We start from the raw sequence: 18,468 nt of genomic DNA, 5'->3' as shown, positions 1-18,468 counted from the left end.
AATCTTCATGCTTATGACATCGAATAAAATAGTACAACAACCTTATGCCATGTCCTGGATTATTTTGCTGGCAACACTGAGTGCACTCGGGCCTTTATCCATTGATATGTATCTTTCGGCCTTGCCGGCCATGGCAGCAGATTTTGGTGTCAGCACCCAGATGGTTTCTAACAGCCTGCCGGCTTATTTCTTCGGTCTGGCGATCGGGCAACTGATTTATGGTCCGATCAGTGACCGGATTGGGCGTAAACCGCCACTGTATTTTGGGCTGTGTTTATACATTGTGGCAAGTTTGCTGTGTGTCTTTGCGCAGGATGAATGGAGTCTGATCGCTGCACGGATTCTGCAAGCCTTAGGTGGCTGTGTCGGGGTGGTCATGGCACATGCTGCAATTCGTGATCGCCTGGATATGCATTCAGCAGCTCAGGCCTTTGCCAGCATGATGATTGTGACTGCGATTGCACCAATCATCGCTCCGAGTCTGGGGCCTAGGTATTGATGTTTTATGAATGGAATGTGATCTTCTTGGTGCTGATGGGCTGCGGTCTGTTGAGTCTGGCCTGTGTACATTTTCTATTTAAAGAAACCCTGGAGCCAGAACGTCGTCTCAAGCTGAACTTCCAGCAGGTATTAAGTTTGTACCGTACTATTTTTCAGGATCCAAGCTTTCGACGCCCGCTCTATGCTGGCTGTTTTTCCGGTGCAGTGATGTTCTGTTATATCAGTGCTTCTTCTACCATTCTGATGGATCGTTATCAGCTGACTGAGCAGCAGTTTGCTTATGCCTTTGGTGCCAATGCCTTCGGGATCATGCTGTTTTCGACCTTGAATAAACGTCTGGCTGGGCGATTCTCGATATTACAGCGCTTGAAAATCGGCACCTGTCTGCAGTTTACCGGTGTATTAGGGTTAATCTTGCTGGGCTGTCTGGACGTCGATTCTGTGTTCTGGGTGTTGTTAGGCATGTTTATTGTGGTGGCATCTATCGGGTTTACTGGTCCGAATGCCATGGCTCTGGCAATGGCTGAACAGGGCGAGCGGGCGGGAACCGCCAGTGCGATTATGGGCAGTATGCAATTTGTCTGTGGCTTATTGGGCGGTGTATTACTGAATTTTCTGATCTGGCATGCCTTATTAAATATGGCATTGATCATGCTGGTTTTTGTAGGTATTTCCGCTTGGGCGATTTTTAAAATCAAGATGCCAATCTTGAAAAATGCATAGATGCTGGGCGTTCTCTAATATATTAAAAATGCTGGATTGAGCAGAGGGCTAAGCAAGTTGGCTTAGCCCTGCTTGCATCACTCATCGATAAATACGGCAAATTCCTCTACGGGAACACGCGGGGTAATAAAGCTGTTAATAATCTGCTCTGGGTCGGCATAACCCAGTGCCATACCGCAGACCAGCTCTTCATCATCAGGTGCGCCGACCAGATCAAGCACGATCGGATGAAAATGATTCCAGGCAGCCTGCGGACAGGTGTCCAGACCGCGGGCTTTTGCTGCCAGCATGACATTCTGGATCATCATGGAAACATCCATTTTGGAACCAATCGCCAAAGAACGATGGACGGTAAAGAACAGGCCGACAGGCGCATCAAATAATTCAAAATTACGCAGCTGCTGACGCGCCATTTTTTCCTTTTCGCCTTTCTGAATATTCAGCAAGCCATATAAACCCCAGCCATTTTCACGACGACGTTCAATAAATGGCGAGATCCATTGTTCAGGATAATAGGCAAAAGTTTCCTGATACTGCTGCGACAATTCCGGATTTGCATAGATTTGCATTTGTGCCTGACAAACCTGCTGCACGAGTTCATCACGCTTTTTACCTGTTACCACATACACTTTCCAGGGTTGGGTATTGGTTCCTGAAGGTGCGCGGCTGGCCACCGCCAGAATCTCTTTTAAGGTGTCTGTACTAACGGGGGTATTTAAAAAAGCACGCACTGAATGGCGAGAAGTGATGGTGTGATCTACAGCATGAACAAGATTTTGATCCATTATGGGGTCCAGTCGAATATCCTTATTGAGTTTGCAATGACTATAAACTAAACAAACAGAACGGAGGATAGGAAAATTTAATTCTTCGCCAGCTGAAAAAACAATTTATCAGCAAAATGACTTGAATAATGAAATTTCGCATTCTTTTAGCTGAGCATAAATCGCCTAAGTGATAGCAATGGATTTAGTCATAAAGTTGGTCTTTGATTTAAAAAATGGCTTAAAACCCAAGTGCTTGAACCATTCAACAATAACAATTTCACACAGAGAACTGGTTTATTTTGACTGAAAATCAAGATAATTTAATTTCAAGATCCCTGTTTCATTTTGTGTCGAGTAAAAGATTAATATTTTTTTTGAATTAAAATATAGATTAATCTTCATATAAAAATGAGAATTTATAATTATTTTTTATAGGTAAATTAACTATTGCTAATAAAAAGAAATAAAACCTGATACGAAGAAACAGCATAATGTACGACTTTTCATCTTAATTCATGCATTTCGTGATTAAGATCTGTTTTAAATAACGCGATTCCAGATGGCTTGAATGAAGTCTTTAGGTTGAAAGCACTCATCAAGCACTGAATGTTTTTTTTGAGCTTAAAACACAGTTTTTTTACCAGCATGCGCATCTGTTTGAAAATTGTCTGCAATTTTACAACAGACTGAGTATCGGAATAGAAAAGGTGTTGCTTTTATAAATCTCTCATTTGTTGAATATGATCGTGATGATGATATTCATAAGTTTGAAAGAGATGATAAATCGGTTTGTTTTTCTAAAGGTGATAGATCAAATCAGGATATTTCCAGATGAACATCTAATGAGCGAGCTAGAAATCTAGCGCACTCCATAACTTTTAGAAAAATAAAAAATTCAAAATCATCTTGGGCAAAAAATTATGGATTTTACTTTTAACGCATTTTATACCTTGATTGCCGCAGTCATTGTTTTGTTACTCGGCCGATTCCTGGTTAATAAAATCGATTTTTTAAAGCGCTACAATATTCCTGAGCCGGTTGCAGGCGGTTTGGTTGCTGCGATTATCTCATTACTGGTGCATTCACTGTGGGGATACAGCATCACCACCAGTTCAGAGCTACAAACCAGTTTTATGCTGATCTTCTTTGCCTCGATCGGTCTGAGTGCCAACTTTTCCAAGTTGCGTGAAGGTGGGATCGGTCTGGTTATTTTCCTGTTTGCTGTTTCGGCTTTCATTATTTTGCAAAATGCGGTCGGCATGAGTCTGGCAACATTATTGGGTATTGACCCGTTGATTGGCCTGATTGCAGGTTCAATTACCTTAACCGGTGGTCATGGTACTGCAGGTGCATGGGGCGAGATTTTTGAGGTTGAACATGGCATTCAGGGGGCGCTTGCACTGGGGATGGCCAGTGCTACTTTTGGTCTGATTATCGGTGGGATTATTGGTGGTCCTTTAGCAAAACTGCTGATTAACCGTCATAATCTCGCAATTGCACGTACGGATCAACAAATCGAAAAGCGTGATAGCACGCCAATGGATATCAACTCGACCGAATATATTCCATTTGAATATCCGCATCAGGTGCGTTTAATTACCGCTGATAATGCAATCACGACCTTGGGCCTGTTCGCAGGTTGTTTGGCTTTTGCAGAGTTTATGACGGGTTTCAGTAAAGGTACTGCGTTTGAACTGCCAACATTTGTCTGGGCATTGGCGGGTGGTGTCATTCTGCGTAATGTACTGGAAGGTATTTTCAAAGTTCAGATTTTCGATCGCGCGATTGATGTGTTCGGTAATGCTTCATTGTCGCTGTACTTGGCGATGGCATTGTTATCATTGAAATTATGGCAATTAGCTGACCTTGCAGGACCACTCATGGTGATTCTGGGTGCGCAAACCATCACCATGGCTTTGTATGCAGCTTTCGTCACTTTCCGCATCATGGGCAAAAACTACGATGCTGCGGTACTTGCAGCAGGTCATTGTGGTTTCGGTATGGGCGCAACGCCAACAGCGGTTGCCAATATGCAGGCGATTACCAATATGTATGGTGCGTCGCATAAGGCCTTCCTGATTGTTCCATTATGTGGTGCGTTCTTCGTTGACTTAATCAATGCTACTGTTATTCAGATGATTTTGAAGTTTTTTGCATAATTTTTATGCCTGATACGATGAGTCATAGGCTCATAAGGATGTGACATGAATGATCAGTTAAATGAAACCTTACTCGGCTGGATTAATGCCCTGAATGGCCCTTTATGGGATTTTCTGGTGGTGTTTCTGGTCGCAGTCGGTATTTTCTACACGATCATGACTGGTGCAGTACAAATTCGTTTGTTCTGGCACAGCATGAAAGTCATGAAAAATAGCCGTGGCAAGGTTCAGGATACGCACGGCATTACCCCGTTTCAGGCCTTTGTCACTGGACTGGCAAGCCGGGTCGGTGTGGGCAATGTCGCGGGTGTCGCCATTGCGATTGCGATTGGTGGCCCCGGTGCCGTGTTCTGGATGTGGTTTACTGCCTTTTTGGGCATGAGTTCTGCTTTTGTTGAATCCTCTTTGGCACAGTTGTTTAAGGTGCGAGATAACAAAAACCAGCAATTCCGTGGTGGTCCAGCTTATTACATTACTCAAGGCCTGAAACAGAAATGGCTCGGGATTGTCTTTGCGATTGCATTGATCACGACTTATGGTTTTGTCTTCAATGCAGTTCAGGCCAATGCCATTACCGGAGCAACCTCTCATGCCTGGGGCTGGGATCAGGCGAATCTGATCTTGCCATTAGGCGGCCTGAATCTGGAAATTTCCTGGGTCGGATTGTTTCTGGTCTTGATGACTGCGGTGATCATTTTTGGCGGAATTAAACGGATTGCAAAAGTTGCTGAAAGCTTTGTACCGTTTATGGCTGTGCTTTATCTGGCGGTAGCTTTGTATATTGCAGTCATCAATTACGATCTGCTCCCATCCATCTTCCAGCTCATTTTCAGTAAAGCCTTTGAATTTGAAGCCGCCGCTGGTGGATTCTTTGGCGCCATGGTATCTATGGCGATGATGATGGGCATCAAGCGTGGTCTGTTCTCTAACGAGGCAGGGATGGGGTCGGCACCGAACGCCGCTGCAGCCTCGGATGTCAAACATCCGGTCAACCAGGGTCTGGTACAGATGCTCGGGGTATTTGTAGATACCTTTGTGGTGTGTTCATGTACCGCGATTATTATTCTGGTCTCAGGACTGTATGAAAATGCAGGCTTTGAAGGCGTGACCTTGACCCAGATGGCGCTTGAAAGCCAGATTGGTGCTTGGGGCGATGACTTCCTGGCTTTGATTCTGTTCCTGTTTGCCTATTCTTCGATTATTGGTAACTATGCCTATGCCGAAGGAAACGTTCAGTTCATCAATAACAATAGCCGGGTGATGTTGATTTTCCGCTTATTTGTATTGGTCATGGTGTATTTCGGTTCCATAGCCAGTGTGCCGTTGATCTGGAATATGGCAGATCTGTTCATGGGTGTCATGGCAAGTATCAACTTGATTGCGATCCTGTTGCTGATGCCATTCCTGCTGATGCTACTCAAAGACTATACCGGTCAGTTGAAGCGTGGTGTGAAAGAGCCTGAATTTAAACTGGATAACCATCCTAAATTTAAAGACAAGGTCAAATCAGATATCTGGTAAGACTTGAAGTAAAAAGCCCCGATCATTCGGGGCTTTTTTGTGCCAAAGTTTTCTTTAGAAGAAATTTAAATAACTTTGATAAAGCACAAAGCCCAAAATCAGGCTGAACCAGACCGGTAGTTTTGAGCGTAGCAGGGCAATCATCACCGCGACAAAAACCAGGTCGGAGCCATAACTAAAATAACGTTGTGAAAGATCCAGCAATAAATACAGCAATAGCCCCACCACCGCAGCATTGATGCCCATCACCGCCTGATGAATATGGCGCTGCTGCATCAACCATGACCAGTAGGGCAAGGTAGCAAAGATCAGAAAAAATGAAGGTAAAAAGATTGCACAGGTTGCTAACAGTGTATTTAGCCAGACATAAGGCGTCCAAGGCAGCAAAGCACCAATATAACTGGCAAAACTGAATAAAGGTCCAGGCATGAGCTGGGCAAATGCATAGCCAAGATCAAAAGATTGGGCACTCACCAAACTAGTCGTGACAAAATCCTGATGCAATAAAGGCAAAATCACATGACCACCACCAAACACCAGCGAACCAGTCTGATAGAAATTGGAAAAAAATTGCAGCTCCGATTCACCCCATAATTTTCCAGCTAAGGGCAGCAGCAAAAATGGTAGGATAAATGCCAACAGCCAATAGGGCGCAGCGGCAGATCGAATATAAGGCGAGCTGATTGCCGTTTTGTTAATTTCTTTGGGTTTCAAATCTGAGTGGGAAAAATGTCCAGCCAAGAGTCCACAGATTGCGCCCAGTATAATGACCAGAATCTGATTAAAACTCACTGAAACGACTATCAGTAATGCCACCGAGAGGATTAAGACAGCGTATTGCCAAGCCGATTTACAGAAGCTTCTCAGCATTTGCCAGAATGCCCAGGCGATTACAGAAAATACAATTAACTGGATGGTATGAAAGCTGTTTGAGTTTAAAATATGAAAATAGCTTTGACCCAATAACGCCACCAAGGTCATCAGAATCATTGAGGGCAGGGTAAAACCCAGCCATGCGATCACGGCACCAGTATAGCCCCGTTGCAGATAACCGATCGACAGCCCCACCTGACTGCTGCTCGGCCCGGGTAAAAGTTGTGCCAAAGCGACCAGTTGACTGTACTGGGTGTTATCCAGCCATTGCAGCTGGGTCACAAATTTTCGGTGAAAAAACACCAGATGCGCCGCTGGACCGCCAAATGAAATGCAGCCCAGTTGCAGGAAAATCAGGAAAATCCGGTACAGTGAGGTTGAAGGCATATTGTTATGGGGAAAAATGAAGATAAAGTAGCTGAACTGTATGACAGTTTTACGAAATTCTACAGACTATTTATGCATGTGTTTATACACTATGCTGCTTTAGATTAATGAGGACATTCTCTGCATGCAGAAATATGTGTTGAGTATGGTGATACTGGGTACATTTGGCCTAAGTGCTTGCCAAATGACCCCCATGACAGCCCAAGCGGCGACCAGTCATCTACAACCTGCTGCACAACGCGGAGAAGCTCAGGCACGTCCGAATCAAATTGATTTTCAAAAGATCAAGCAAACCCAGCAACGTCCGGTAGTTGCTTTAGTTCTGGGCAGTGGCGGTGCTCGTGGCTATGCGCATATTGGTGCGTTGGAAGTACTGGAACAGGCGGGTATTCAACCAGATTTTATTGTCGGAACCAGTGCGGGCAGCATTGTGGGATCCATTTATGCAAGTGGTAAACCGGCGATTGAACTGCGCAATATTGCCCTCAGCATGCGACCGAATGATGTCCGTGATATCAAACTAGCCAGAAAAGGCTTTTTTGATGGCAAGAAAGTTGAAGATTATGTCAATTTGCAGGTCGATCAAACCCCGCTTGAAGCCATGAAAATCCCAATGTTTGTGGTAGCAACCGCGCTGAAAGAAGGCAAGAAAGTCGTCTTTAACTATGGCAATACCGGACAGGCGGTACGTGCTTCGGTCTCGATTCCGAGTATGTTTATTCCGACTCTTATTCAAGGTAAAGAATATGTAGATGGTGGTCTGGTCAGTCCGGTGCCGGTCGATGTGGCACGTGAGTTGGGAGCCGATATTGTGATTGCGGTGGATATTCTGGCACAGCCCATTCACACGGAAACCAGCAATGTCTGGGGGCTATTTAACCAGAACATCAATATTATGCAGCAACATCTGGCGCATGAAGAATTAAAGCATGCAGATGTGGTGATTCAGCCGGACTTACGCGAAAAAGGCCATATCTTTGATGTACGTGGCAGGGAACTCACCATGCAGGCTGGTGCCGAGGCGACCCAGTTAAAGTTGATGGAAATTTCACAAGCCTACCAAAAACATGATTATGCTCAAGGACATCGCATTCCACAGTTTGTGGTACATGAACATCAAGCTCAATAAATCTTTTTTTTGAAATTTCTGTTTATCCCTATATCGCAGGAGCGCAGTATAGGGATATTCAATCAAAAGGATAAAGGATCATCGGCTGTAACGCTTAACTGATTGTTATAAAAGATAAGATGATTGCCTATGTGTATCAGTCAGTCGGAATTATCGCAAAAGATAAAATTAATTTTAAATATAACAAATTGAATTATAAGTATATTGTTTTAAATAATAAGCCTTATTCGTCTTAAATTAAAATTTTAATATTATTATTCGTATACTTAAGTTGATCAAATATTCAAAAGCATCGATGTTCATGCCAGAATGCAGTTTGAAAAGATCACTACACAGATGTAGACATCATGACGCATATTAAAATTGGACAGCAGGTCAAACTGGCACAATTCGAACACTATATTTTTACAGTGACCGCGACCCATCAGGATGGTTCTTTTACCGTTGAAACGACCTTGGATGGTCAACAAATTTTAAGTTATCAGAACGTGGCGCAGGAAATGCTCAGGCCAGTGATGCTTTAAATCACGCAGAGCCTTTCTATTTTCCTGAATTATTTTTGTTCAAAGCTTAAAACAGTGAAAAATTCTCAGTTGCTGTGTGATCAACCCCCAGATAAATAAGTGTTGATTTATTGGCACTTAACTTTCTAACTGAGATTTTAAGCAATTAAATATATTTTTTTCTGTATGAATACATTTTCTATATCAATAATTGTGATGCTTCATTTGCCGAATTGAACATTTTATTCATGTTAAAAACGCTATAATAATAAACGATAACCTTGTCATTCAAAGAGTTCAAAGAAAACGATGGCCCCTTTAGATCAAATTGCAGCAGTGTCGGATGACCAGTCAGAGTTAACGATGTCAGTTCTCATGACGCCAGATATGGCAAATTTTTCAGGAAATGTTCATGGTGGAACCATTCTGAAATTATTGGATCAGGTGGCGTATGCGTGTGCAAGTCGCTATTCGGGTAGTTATGTCGTGACCTTATCTGTAGACAAGGTGAATTTTAAAGAGCCGATTCACGTTGGTGAGCTGGTTACCTTTCTGGCCAGTGTGAATCATGTTGGCCGTACTTCAATGGAAATCGGGATTCGTGTAGAAGCCCAGAATATTCAAAAGAGAACGGTACGTCATACCAATAGCTGTTATTTCACCATGGTTGCGGTGGATGAAAATGGTAAACCAAAACAGATTCCAGCTTTGAACCTGGACAATGACTGGAAACGTTGCCGTTTTGAAGCAGCAGAACAGCGTAAAGTCGCGCGTTTGCAAGAAAATCATCATCCTTCATGCAGCATTTATAAAAAGACTGCACAGAGTTAAGTTAAATCGTGATTGAGAAAAGACCTTCATATGAAGGTCTTTTTTTTGCATCAATTTCAGTTTTTCACTGGAGCTTTGTTATTTTTTACCCTAATATAAAACGATACGTATCGTTTCGATTTTTAGATCTTAAAAGTTAAGTAGAAAAATATGAGCAGTGACGAAAAAAGTTCCCGACGACAGCAGTGCATTTTACAGGCGGTCGCAGATGCGCTGGCAGAATGTGAATATCATCAGCTGACGATTGAAGATGTAGCGGCACGTGCCGGTGTTGGCAAGTCCACGATTTATCGATGGTGGAAACATAAATCGGAACTGGTGCTGTACACTTTCAAACAGCATACAGCTTCGGTATTTGAGCTGGATACCTCTAGAAGCCTGAAAAGCAATCTCATTCAACAACTCGGTTCTTTATCTCAAGCGCTGAATCATCCGGTCGGTCGGGCTTTGCTGGTAGTGATTGCCAATCACCGCGAACTGGCAGGTGAGTTCTTTCAGCAATATCTCTTGCCACGTCGGCAACAGACCCATCAACTGATTCAGCAAGCGATTGAACGGGGAGAAATCCGCGCTGATTATCCTTTTGATTTGATGCTGGATACCTTATACGGCCCGATTCATTACCAGATCATTTTTTTCAACCGGATTCCAGATGAACACTATATCCAAAATCTGGTCGAGTTGGCCTTGCATCCGGTCACTGTTCAAGCCTGAGTTGGTGCTATTTCCCTACAAATTTTAAGAGTTGGTGATTATGTCAGTTAGCGCTGAGCGGTTATGGAATCGCTCATTTATCTTGTGCTTATTCAATAATTTTTTCCTGTTAGTTTATTATTTTGCCTTACTGACCATCTTGCCGATTTACATCATGAAAGATCTGGGCGGTTCGGTAAAAGAAGCGGGTCTGGCGCTGACGCTATTTTTGGCCTCTTCGATTGCGGTTCGGCCATTTTCCGGCATGATCATCAAAAAGCTCGGCAAGAAAATCTCGATGCGCGGTGCAGGCGTGATTTTTGCCTTATTTGCCTTTAGTTATTTGCTGGTAGATAGCATGTGGTCGCTGTTGCTGGTGCGTTTTTTACATGGTATCTGGTTCAGTATTTTGACCACGGTGGCAGTACCCGTCGCTAATGAATTTATTCCTGAACAGCGCAAAGGTGAGGGCATGGGCTATTTCGTCATGTCGACCAATCTGGGTGTGGTTTTTGGGCCCTTGCTGGCATTGACCGTAATTCAGTTCACCAGCTTCAAAGTCTTATTTGGCATTCTTGCCGTTATCATTTCTTTGGGGCTCATTTTCTGTTGGATGCTCAAAATCACAGAGTTACCAAAACCTGAAGCTATAAGCACAGAAAAAACCAGCTTGAGCTTGCAGGATATTCTGGAAGTCAAAGTTCTGGCGGTAAGTTTTGTGGCTTTACTAACCGCTTTTGCCTACTCGGGCATCATGAGTTTTATTACTGCATTTAGTGAAACCAAGCAGCTTTTGGGCTATACCAGCGTATTCTTTATTGTATTTGCAGCATCCATGTTGCTGGTCAGACCTTGGGTCGGGAAGATTTATGACCGTAAGGGACCAAGTGCGGTTATTTATCCTTCCTTTGTTTTCTTTGCCATGGGTCTGGTGATTGTCAGCCTGATTTCCAATCAATGGATATTGTGATTGTCGGCAGTGTTTATTGGCATCGGTTATGGTTCACTATTCCCATGTTTGCAGACCTTGGCCATTCAGTCGGTCGACAAGCAGCGTATGGGACATGCGATTTCAACCTTCTTTACCCTGTTTGATCTGGGTTTAGCCATCGGTTCCGTGGCCATGGGAGTATTGATTGCCTATTGGGGCTTTGAAACTACCTATGTTTTGAGTGCTGTACTCGTTATTGTGACGATATTGGTTTATCGTCAGTATGTTGCCAAAAAGCAAAATAAGCGCCCGGCAAGTTTGGAGTTATAAAATGGAATTAAGACATTTACGTTATTTCGTTACAGTGGCGCAGGAACTGAATTTTACCCGTGCCGCGGAAAAATTAAATACGGTACAGCCATCACTGAGCCAGCAAATCAAGGATCTGGAACGTGAGGTTGGCGTGCAGTTGCTGGAGCGGAATAACCGTAAGGTCGGACTGACTGAAGCCGGTCAGGCGTTTTTAAAAGAAGCTTTACTGAGTCTTGAACATGCTGAACGCGCTATTCAGACCGCCAGACAGATCGCCAATGCACAGCAGGACCAGCTGAATATCGGTTTCGTGCCGGTCGCGGAAATGAAAGTCTTTCCTAATATCATGCTGAATATCCGCGCGCATTTTCCTGAACTGAAAGCTCAGTTTCACAGTCTGACCGATGCAGAACAGTTTAGTGCCTTAAGAAATGGACAGATTGACATTGCCTTTACCCGTTATCCGGGGCAGTTGAGTGAATTTGATTCGATTCGCATTTTTGATGAGCCTTTAACCCTGATTGTGCCGAGAGATTCCCCGGCTGCGGCCTTGCCCTATGTTAGTATCAAGAGTTTTGAAAATCAGGACTTTGTGATTAGTGATGAGCAGTCCTCACCGCAACTACATAAGCTGATTCAGGATTTTTTTAAGCAGTCCAAATTAAAGGTAAATGTGGTGCAGTATTCCACCAATATTCTGCTCAATGTCAATCTGGTAGGGATGGGGGTGGGCTGGAGTCTGGTGCCGGCCTACGTGATTCCATTGCTCGGCGATAATATTGTGGTGAAAAAGACTCTGGAACCTTTGCCGATGATTGGACTGTATGCCAATTATCGCAAGGATCAAAAACATGTGGTGATTGATCTGATTTTAAAAGTATTAAAAGAAAAGTTTTGCGTGGATCTTTTCTAATATCTGCATCGTTGATCAGCCCAGATGAAAAGCCGTGCGACAGAAATGATCTGTAGCACATCCTTTTAAATCGGGACTGCAAATCACTTTATACTGAACCTCTAACAATAAAAAACCGGTTGAAGCAGGATGATGAAGCTCTATAACAACCCGCAATCACGTGGCCTGACCTTGTTGCCTTTGCTGAAAGAATTGCAGATTGAAGACCAGATTGAGCAGGTGGAAGTCGCTTATGAGGATATGCATCAGCAGGCGTATACTCAGATGAATCCGATGGGAAAAGTTCCCTGTCTGGTAGATCAGGATGTCGTCATTTCAGAAATGGCCGCCATTTTTATCTATCTGGCAGATAAATATCGTGACAAAGGATTGGCACCTGCTTTGGATGATCTGAAGCGTGGAGCGTATTTGAAATGGATGTTTTTCTGTCATGGACCCTTCACTGAATATATCGATATAAAAAATTTACAGGTGTCGCTAGAAAATATTGAAAAGAACCGAAGAAGTTTAAGTTTTGGGAATGAAGCAGCCGTATTTGATTTTCTGAAACAGGGCATCGGGCAGGCCAGTCCCTATCTGCTGGGCGAAAAAGTCTCGGCGGCGGATCTCTAAGTGGCTTACTGTTTGATCTTTGCGATCTCTGCGAAAATTTTACCGGCATTTGATGAGTTCAGACCTTTTTTGCAGCAGATGGCTCGTCGTGATTCCCTGAAAGATATCCCGTGGTTTCAGGAATACCGAGTCTAATTCCTCGGTCTATATATTGTCCGAGATATCTAAAAACAATAAAAAAAAACCACGCCGAAGCGTGGTGAAAGGTGACTCTAATATTATTTCAGGTAAAGCTTTTTAAACAGTTGCTGGCTGGTGCTTTCCATCGATTGAGGAATGGCCAGCGCAGCCACGAAACGGTCAGGACGCAAGATCACAACTGAATCAGACGTGTTGCCAAACCATGAACGGATATCTGTGCCGATATCACCAATGGTGATGACATCTTCATACTCTTTGCGCTGGCTATTTTGCAATTGCACTGCCGGGATCACCTGAATGAATTTCACGCCGAGCGTTTTCCACTGTTGCAACGTCTCCGGACTCAGACCCCATTTCGGATCAACACCCCAGGCAATAATCGCAAAATCATTGCCGATCACTTCATCCAGTAATACGGTTTCACCCGAAGCCAGTTGAACTTGAGGCTGGATAAACATCTTACCGACTGGAGAGTTCTTGGCCCCATTACTCAAAAGTGCGCCGTCATGATATTTCGGCATCGGCTTGAAACGCATTTCCAGCAGGTATTGTTTGATCGGCTTGATGTAGTTCAGGGCATAGGCAAATACCATCACGAACAAAACCTTGCCATTTTTTCGGTGGTGCCAGTACGTGACCTGCCATCACCGACAGGCCAATCATCGCCTTGGCATGGTCTTTACGTTCGATCTGATACGAATCTAAAAGTGCTGGGCCAGCTTTGCCTTGAACAACCAGCGCCATTTTCTAGGCCAAGTTAAAGGCATCACGCATACCGCTGTTATAGCCCTGACCTTGCCATACCGGCATAATGTGCGCAGCATCACCGGCAAGAAAAATACGGTCGACACGGAACTTGTCCGCAATACGGGCATTATGAGTATAGACACGCTGACGGATCACTTCGATACCATCCGTGCTTGGTAAAACCTTAGACAGAAGTTTGGCAATATTTTCCGGTTTGCTCAGTTCTTCCTGCGTTTCACCCGGCATAACCATAAATTCAAAACGGCGAATACCATGTGGCAATGCAGCTGATACATAAGGACGAACCGGATCACAACATAAGTAAATATGCGGTGTAGCCAGCGGGTCGTTCTCAAGGTCGATTACAATCCACTGATTTGGTGCAGTTTCACCTTCAAAGGCAATGCCCAGGTTGCGGCGCACATAGGAATTACCGCCATCACAGGCAATCAGATATTGAGCGCGGATGGTTTCTGCATCACCCTCTTTATTTTGCAGGTTAAGTGTTACGCCGTCAGCATCTTGACTAAACTGGGTCAATTGACGAGAAAACAGCACTTGGGTGTTTTTATATTGCTTTAAGCCTTGCAGCAGAACATTATCAACTTGTGGCTGAATAAAGGCATTACGGCGCGAGAAACCAAATTCACGTGTTAAAGGCTGAATATCTGCAAAACAGCGACCTTTAGGCGTCAAGAAGCGCATCGCATGATTCGGAGTGGTATGCGGTAAGACTTGATCGACTAAACCCAAAGATTGAATGGTACGCAAGGATTCATCATCGATCCCAATCGCACGTGGATAATCAATTAAACTATCCAGTTGCTCGACAATCGTGACAGCTACACCTTGCTTGCTCAGATAGTTGGCAATGGTTAAGCCTACAGGGCCGGCGCCCAGAATTGCCACTTCAGTAGTGTAATTAGTATTGCTCATAGCGAATGTCCATTCAATCGACTTGCATTTGATGCTATTAAGGGACAGTTAGAAGCCAGAAACAAGTTAGGCGATAGTAGCTTAAGTATATGGATAATATTGGATTGAAATAGGTAATTTTTAAATAAGTAATTGAATTTAAATATAAAAATAATAAAAATTTGATAGCCTGTATTAATTCTATGATCAGTTTTGACTATGGTTGGAGGCAGATTTTGTGCAATAAAAATGCTGAACCAGCATCAAGCATGATTCAGCATCGAATAATATCGGGGCAGTATAGGACAAAGCCTACTGGAGAATTACTATCCCTGATATCTTCATTGAAGGATTAAACGAGTCGTTCAATTACTTAACGTGCAGTAGGTTTTGCAGGTGTCGTAGTTTCCGCAGCAGCTTCAGAGGCAGCAGGCTGCTCTGCAGATGCGCCTGCAACAGGAGCATTCGATTCAGGTAATTCCTGGGTAGTCACAATCACTTTTTCTTCTGTAGTGGTGGTTTTCGCATCTGTAGTTTTACTATCAGCAAAACTGGTGGCTGCAGCAGCAGTAAGCGTAGTGGCAAGTAAGATTTGTGCATATTTCATTTTTGGCATCCTTTTATTCATGTCATGTAATCTGCCGAGCTGACCATCACATCAATTCGACAGATGCCCATCCTAAGCACTGAAATTTTACTGAGCAAATCAATTAACAAAAGCGACACGCAGGGAATAACCCAGCAGATACAAAACTGAGAAAGTTGTTTTATTTCTGTTAATTATGCGGAGTTTTATTTAATGAAAGTGTGTGTGAATATTTCAAGAATCCAATTTGAAATAAAAGTTAACATAGAAAATTGGTAATTTGGGATCATTCCATTAATTTTTATCTCTGTGATTTTCACGCCGTGTTTGCGAAGAACACGCATTTTAAAGTCACACTGTGCTTTATAATGCAGAGTATTGCTATTTCTATTCAATCTCTTGAGAGTCGATTTTGAAAATTCTGTCAGCGTCGCAGGCTATTCCTGTCCATATCATTTCCGGATTTTTGGGTGCAGGTAAAACCACACTACTCAAACATTTATTACAGCAAAAACCGGAACAGGAAATCTGGGCTGTGCTAATGAATGAATTCGGCCAGATTGGGGTAGACCAGCAGTTATTGCCGCAAGATCAGGGTTATGCGGTCAAAGAGCTGTTGGGTGGTTGTCTATGTTGCAGTAGCCAATTGCCGATGCAGATTGCCTTGTCACGCCTGCTGTCAGAAGTGAAACCGGATCGTCTGTTTATCGAACCTACCGGACTGGGGCATCCTGGCCAATTACTGGAACAGCTGACCGAACCGCACTGGCAGAGTCATTTAAACATGCAGGCATTGGTCACAGTGGTAGATGGTTCACGTTTGCATGATCGAGACTGGACTCAGCAAAACCTGTACGCAGACCAACTCAAGGCAGCGCATATTGTGGTGATTTCACATACTGACTTGATGACAACCGCAGACCACGCAGCACTCACGCAACTTCAGACAGAATATCAACCTTATGCCCAACAGTGGTTGTTCACCGAGCATGGACAACTCGATATCGAACTGATCAAGCAGGACTATCGGGGTTCCGCCCGTCAGATTCAGCCTTTGTTAAAACAGCAACAGATCACCCGTTCAGCAGATACGCCCTTAGTGATTCAGCAAATGCCTTATCATTATGTAGAAAGCGCGCAGGGTTATCAGGTTGCGGGCTGGAAATTGCCAAAACGCTGGCAATTCAATTTTTATGATCTGCTGGATCTGCTCTGTGAACAAAAAGACTGGCTCAGAATCAAGGGAATTTTTAATACGGATCAAGGCTGGAAAAGCTTTAATTTTAATCCTGAGCAGTTTAATTATCAGTCGGCAGATGAAGGCATTGATAACCGGGTAGAAGTGATTTATCAACAGTCACGGGATTGGCTGGCCTTTGAAACTGCCCTGATGCAATGTCGTATGGATCCAGAGAAATAATGGTACTGTTTCTAGTGCGCTGAATGAATTATTGGCCTAAATCTGTTCAGCAAAATAGCGCTAAATCTTATATGCTAGGCGCCAAATTTGAGGATTATGTGATGGCGTTAAAAGCGACGATTTATAAGGTTGATTTGAATATTGCGGACATGGATACGCATCGTTATGCAGACTATCAGCTGACGATGGCGCTGCATCCTTCAGAAACCATTGAACGCTTGATGGTGCGTATTTTGGCCTATGCACGCTATGCCGATGAAGCGCTGGAATTTACCAAGGATCTTTTTGAAACCGATGAACCGGCACTCTGGGAAAAAGATCTGACCGGTCAACTGGTCAAATGGATTGAAGTCGGTAGCCCGGATGAAGATAAAGTCAAAAAGGCCAGTGCGCGTTGCAAGCAGGTCGCAGTTGTCACCTATGGTTCTGCGGTGGATGAATGGTATAAGCGCAGCAGCAAATTAAAAACCTTAAAAAATGTGGAAGTGTGGAAGTTATCTACCGCAACCACCGACGCATTGCCACAATTATGCGAACGCACCATGCAGTTACAGCTCAATGTGATGGATGGTGAATGGACCTTGATCGGTGATCAGGGCCAGGTGCTGGTGGAGTGGGAACAGTTACAATAAGGCCAAATAAGGATGCAAGTCTGGACTTGTATCCTGTAGCTCAAATTGCGTATATCTGAGGGATAAGAATACGCAGGGCTGCACCATGTACCATGAACTTTATGATTTACTGCTGGCTGTCGCGATCGGCGCAATTATTGGTGCAGAGCGTGAGTATCATAGTAAATCTGCCGGACTGCGTACCATGATTATGGTCAGTCTGAGTTCCTGTTTATTTACCATTATCTCTCTGAAAATAGGCGTGGCCAATCCTGACCGACTGGCCGCTAATGTCTTGACTGGACTGGGTTTTCTGGGTGCCGGTGTTATCCTGAAAGATGATAACCGTATTTCTGGAATTACCACCGCAACCACGATCTGGATGACGGCAGCACTCGGCATGGCGGTCGGTGCAGGCTATGAACTCTTAAGTATTTGGGCTACTTTTATTGTCATGGCGGTGCTGGTTCTATTGATGTATGTCCAGCGCGGCATTGAATCTCTGAATCAGGAACGCAGCTATGAAATCGTCTGCCCATTCGATCAGAATGATTCCGATCACTACGAAATGTTATTTAAACGTTATGAGTTAAAAGTGGTGCATTCCTCACAAAAAAAAATTGATCAACAGATTGTCGGACGCTGGATTCTGATGGGATCGGCCAAGAATCATCAAGAATTAACCCAGTATTTACTCAATGATAAGAATATTCAGGAACTCAGCTTTTAACCCATCAATGTCCCAAGCTTAAAAAAACAGAGCAATCCAGTTTATACTGAGCTTTGAATTTTATGCTCCTCTCAGGTAAATAACCATGATCAACGAACTTGAAATTATTGATTTAAAAGTAGGCGAAGGTAAAGAAGCGGTAAAAGGTGCCTTAATTACCACGCACTATACCGGCTGGCTGGAAGATGGAACCAAGTTTGATTCTTCTATTGACCGTGGTAATTATTTTGAAACTGTCATTGGTACCGGTCGTGTGATCAAAGGTTGGGATCAGGGGATTCTGGGAATGAAAGTTGGTGGCAAGCGTAAACTGATGGTGCCTGCACATTTGGCCTATGGCGAACGTAAAATGGGTAAAGTCATTCCAGCCAATTCCAACCTGATTTTTGAAATTGAACTGTTTGATGTAAAAACACGTGATTAAAATGATTTAACTTGCTGAATATAAGTTATATTTTTTATT

Annotated in this window: 14 protein-coding genes and 4 pseudogenes; 14 read left to right on the top strand and 4 right to left on the bottom strand. The window is 43.6% G+C overall.

Going from position 1 to position 18,468, the window contains the following annotated elements:
- The first annotated feature begins 7 nt into the window (after nt 1–7).
- Nucleotides 8–1,224 (top strand): annotated as a pseudogene (locus HGD77_RS11560) (multidrug effflux MFS transporter).
- 77 nt (nt 1,225–1,301) lie between these two features.
- On the opposite strand, the gene HGD77_RS11555 reads toward HGD77_RS11560, so the two are convergent.
- Nucleotides 1,302–2,009: a nitroreductase gene (locus HGD77_RS11555; RefSeq protein ID WP_004280692.1), complete on the bottom strand. Its 708-nt coding sequence runs from the start codon at nt 2,007–2,009 to the stop codon at nt 1,302–1,304.
- 902 nt (nt 2,010–2,911) lie between these two features.
- Here HGD77_RS11555 and gltS point away from each other — a divergent pair.
- Together gltS and HGD77_RS11545 are read left to right on the top strand one after the other, a co-directional pair.
- Nucleotides 2,912–4,150, top strand: coding sequence for a sodium/glutamate symporter (gene gltS, locus HGD77_RS11550; RefSeq protein WP_005265931.1), 1,239 nt, complete (start codon nt 2,912–2,914; stop codon nt 4,148–4,150).
- 45 nt (nt 4,151–4,195) lie between these two features.
- Complete coding sequence (locus HGD77_RS11545) at nt 4,196–5,671, top strand: alanine/glycine:cation symporter family protein (protein WP_004731963.1); 1,476 nt, start codon at nt 4,196–4,198, stop codon at nt 5,669–5,671.
- A 54-nt stretch (nt 5,672–5,725) separates the two neighbouring features.
- On the opposite strand, the gene chrA is transcribed toward HGD77_RS11545, so the two are convergent.
- On the bottom strand, nt 5,726–6,931 hold the full coding sequence (gene chrA, locus HGD77_RS11540) for a chromate efflux transporter (protein ID WP_005265930.1): 1,206 nt from the start codon (nt 6,929–6,931) through the stop codon (nt 5,726–5,728).
- A 124-nt stretch (nt 6,932–7,055) separates the two neighbouring features.
- Here chrA and HGD77_RS11535 point away from each other — a divergent pair, with 124 nt between their 5' ends.
- The 7 genes and pseudogenes from HGD77_RS11535 (at nt 7,056) to HGD77_RS11505 (ending at nt 12,990) form a co-directional block, all read left to right on the top strand.
- Nucleotides 7,056–8,060 (top strand): patatin-like phospholipase family protein, encoded by a 1,005-nt coding sequence (locus HGD77_RS11535; protein ID WP_005265929.1) that lies wholly within the window; start codon nt 7,056–7,058, stop codon nt 8,058–8,060.
- Between the two features lie 347 nt (nt 8,061–8,407).
- A complete protein-coding gene (locus HGD77_RS11530; protein ID WP_005265927.1) occupies nt 8,408–8,584 on the top strand; it encodes a hypothetical protein in 177 nt (58 codons plus the stop codon).
- 288 nt (nt 8,585–8,872) lie between these two features.
- Nucleotides 8,873–9,394 (top strand): acyl-CoA thioesterase, encoded by a 522-nt coding sequence (locus HGD77_RS11525; protein WP_004280680.1) that lies wholly within the window; start codon nt 8,873–8,875, stop codon nt 9,392–9,394.
- A gap of 150 nt (nt 9,395–9,544) precedes the next feature.
- Nucleotides 9,545–10,108 carry a TetR/AcrR family transcriptional regulator gene (locus HGD77_RS11520; RefSeq protein WP_129716293.1) on the top strand — a complete coding sequence of 188 codons (564 nt, stop codon included), beginning with the start codon at nt 9,545–9,547 and terminating at the stop codon, nt 10,106–10,108.
- A 40-nt stretch (nt 10,109–10,148) separates the two neighbouring features.
- Nucleotides 10,149–11,348 (top strand): annotated as a pseudogene (locus HGD77_RS11515) (MFS transporter).
- A gap of 1 nt (nt 11,349) precedes the next feature.
- Complete coding sequence (locus HGD77_RS11510) at nt 11,350–12,243, top strand: LysR substrate-binding domain-containing protein (RefSeq protein WP_005265923.1); 894 nt, start codon at nt 11,350–11,352, stop codon at nt 12,241–12,243.
- Nucleotides 12,244–12,375: 132 nt separating this feature from the next.
- Nucleotides 12,376–12,990 (top strand): annotated as a pseudogene (locus HGD77_RS11505) (glutathione S-transferase family protein).
- Between the two features lie 83 nt (nt 12,991–13,073).
- Here the strand turns inward: HGD77_RS11505 and HGD77_RS11500 are convergent.
- Both HGD77_RS11500 and HGD77_RS11495 read right to left on the bottom strand, forming a co-directional pair.
- Nucleotides 13,074–14,679: pseudogene (locus tag HGD77_RS11500) on the bottom strand (bifunctional 3-(3-hydroxy-phenyl)propionate/3-hydroxycinnamic acid hydroxylase).
- A 352-nt stretch (nt 14,680–15,031) separates the two neighbouring features.
- Nucleotides 15,032–15,265 carry a hypothetical protein gene (locus tag HGD77_RS11495; RefSeq protein WP_129716291.1) on the bottom strand — a complete coding sequence of 78 codons (234 nt, stop codon included), beginning with the start codon at nt 15,263–15,265 and terminating at the stop codon, nt 15,032–15,034.
- Nucleotides 15,266–15,656: 391 nt separating this feature from the next.
- Between HGD77_RS11495 and HGD77_RS11490 the strand changes: the two genes are divergently transcribed.
- The 4 genes from HGD77_RS11490 (at nt 15,657) to HGD77_RS11475 (ending at nt 18,429) form a co-directional block, all read left to right on the top strand.
- Entirely contained in the window at nt 15,657–16,664 is a 1,008-nt protein-coding gene (locus HGD77_RS11490; protein WP_005265917.1) for a CobW family GTP-binding protein, read from the top strand.
- Between the two features lie 101 nt (nt 16,665–16,765).
- Nucleotides 16,766–17,296, top strand: a complete 531-nt coding sequence (locus HGD77_RS11485; RefSeq protein WP_026056583.1) for a YaeQ family protein — start codon at nt 16,766–16,768, stop codon at nt 17,294–17,296.
- 85 nt (nt 17,297–17,381) lie between these two features.
- Nucleotides 17,382–18,005, top strand: a complete 624-nt coding sequence (locus HGD77_RS11480; RefSeq protein WP_004731934.1) for an MgtC/SapB family protein — start codon at nt 17,382–17,384, stop codon at nt 18,003–18,005.
- Nucleotides 18,006–18,090: 85 nt separating this feature from the next.
- Nucleotides 18,091–18,429, top strand: coding sequence for an FKBP-type peptidyl-prolyl cis-trans isomerase (locus tag HGD77_RS11475; RefSeq protein WP_004280661.1), 339 nt, complete (start codon nt 18,091–18,093; stop codon nt 18,427–18,429).
- Nucleotides 18,430–18,468 lie beyond the last annotated feature (39 nt).

The organism is Acinetobacter sp. NEB149 (assembly GCF_012516415.1).
Lineage (GTDB): Bacteria > Pseudomonadota > Gammaproteobacteria > Pseudomonadales > Moraxellaceae > Acinetobacter > Acinetobacter lwoffii_V.
This window is presented reverse-complemented; position numbering and strand designations above follow the sequence as displayed.

What these genes read in the sequence shown, in the direction of transcription:
- HGD77_RS11555 (WP_004280692.1), bottom strand. Translation starts at nt 2,009, where the DNA reads ATGGATCAAAATCTTGTTCATGCTGTAGATCACACCATCACTTCTCGC.
- gltS (WP_005265931.1), top strand. Translation starts at nt 2,912, where the DNA reads ATGGATTTTACTTTTAACGCATTTTATACCTTGATTGCCGCAGTCATT.
- HGD77_RS11545 (WP_004731963.1), top strand. Translation starts at nt 4,196, where the DNA reads ATGAATGATCAGTTAAATGAAACCTTACTCGGCTGGATTAATGCCCTG.
- chrA (WP_005265930.1), bottom strand. Translation starts at nt 6,931, where the DNA reads ATGCCTTCAACCTCACTGTACCGGATTTTCCTGATTTTCCTGCAACTG.
- HGD77_RS11535 (WP_005265929.1), top strand. Translation starts at nt 7,056, where the DNA reads ATGCAGAAATATGTGTTGAGTATGGTGATACTGGGTACATTTGGCCTA.
- HGD77_RS11530 (WP_005265927.1), top strand. Translation starts at nt 8,408, where the DNA reads ATGACGCATATTAAAATTGGACAGCAGGTCAAACTGGCACAATTCGAA.
- HGD77_RS11525 (WP_004280680.1), top strand. Translation starts at nt 8,873, where the DNA reads ATGGCCCCTTTAGATCAAATTGCAGCAGTGTCGGATGACCAGTCAGAG.
- HGD77_RS11520 (WP_129716293.1), top strand. Translation starts at nt 9,545, where the DNA reads ATGAGCAGTGACGAAAAAAGTTCCCGACGACAGCAGTGCATTTTACAG.
- HGD77_RS11510 (WP_005265923.1), top strand. Translation starts at nt 11,350, where the DNA reads ATGGAATTAAGACATTTACGTTATTTCGTTACAGTGGCGCAGGAACTG.
- HGD77_RS11495 (WP_129716291.1), bottom strand. Translation starts at nt 15,265, where the DNA reads ATGAAATATGCACAAATCTTACTTGCCACTACGCTTACTGCTGCTGCA.
- HGD77_RS11485 (WP_026056583.1), top strand. Translation starts at nt 16,766, where the DNA reads ATGGCGTTAAAAGCGACGATTTATAAGGTTGATTTGAATATTGCGGAC.
- HGD77_RS11480 (WP_004731934.1), top strand. Translation starts at nt 17,382, where the DNA reads ATGTACCATGAACTTTATGATTTACTGCTGGCTGTCGCGATCGGCGCA.
- HGD77_RS11475 (WP_004280661.1), top strand. Translation starts at nt 18,091, where the DNA reads ATGATCAACGAACTTGAAATTATTGATTTAAAAGTAGGCGAAGGTAAA.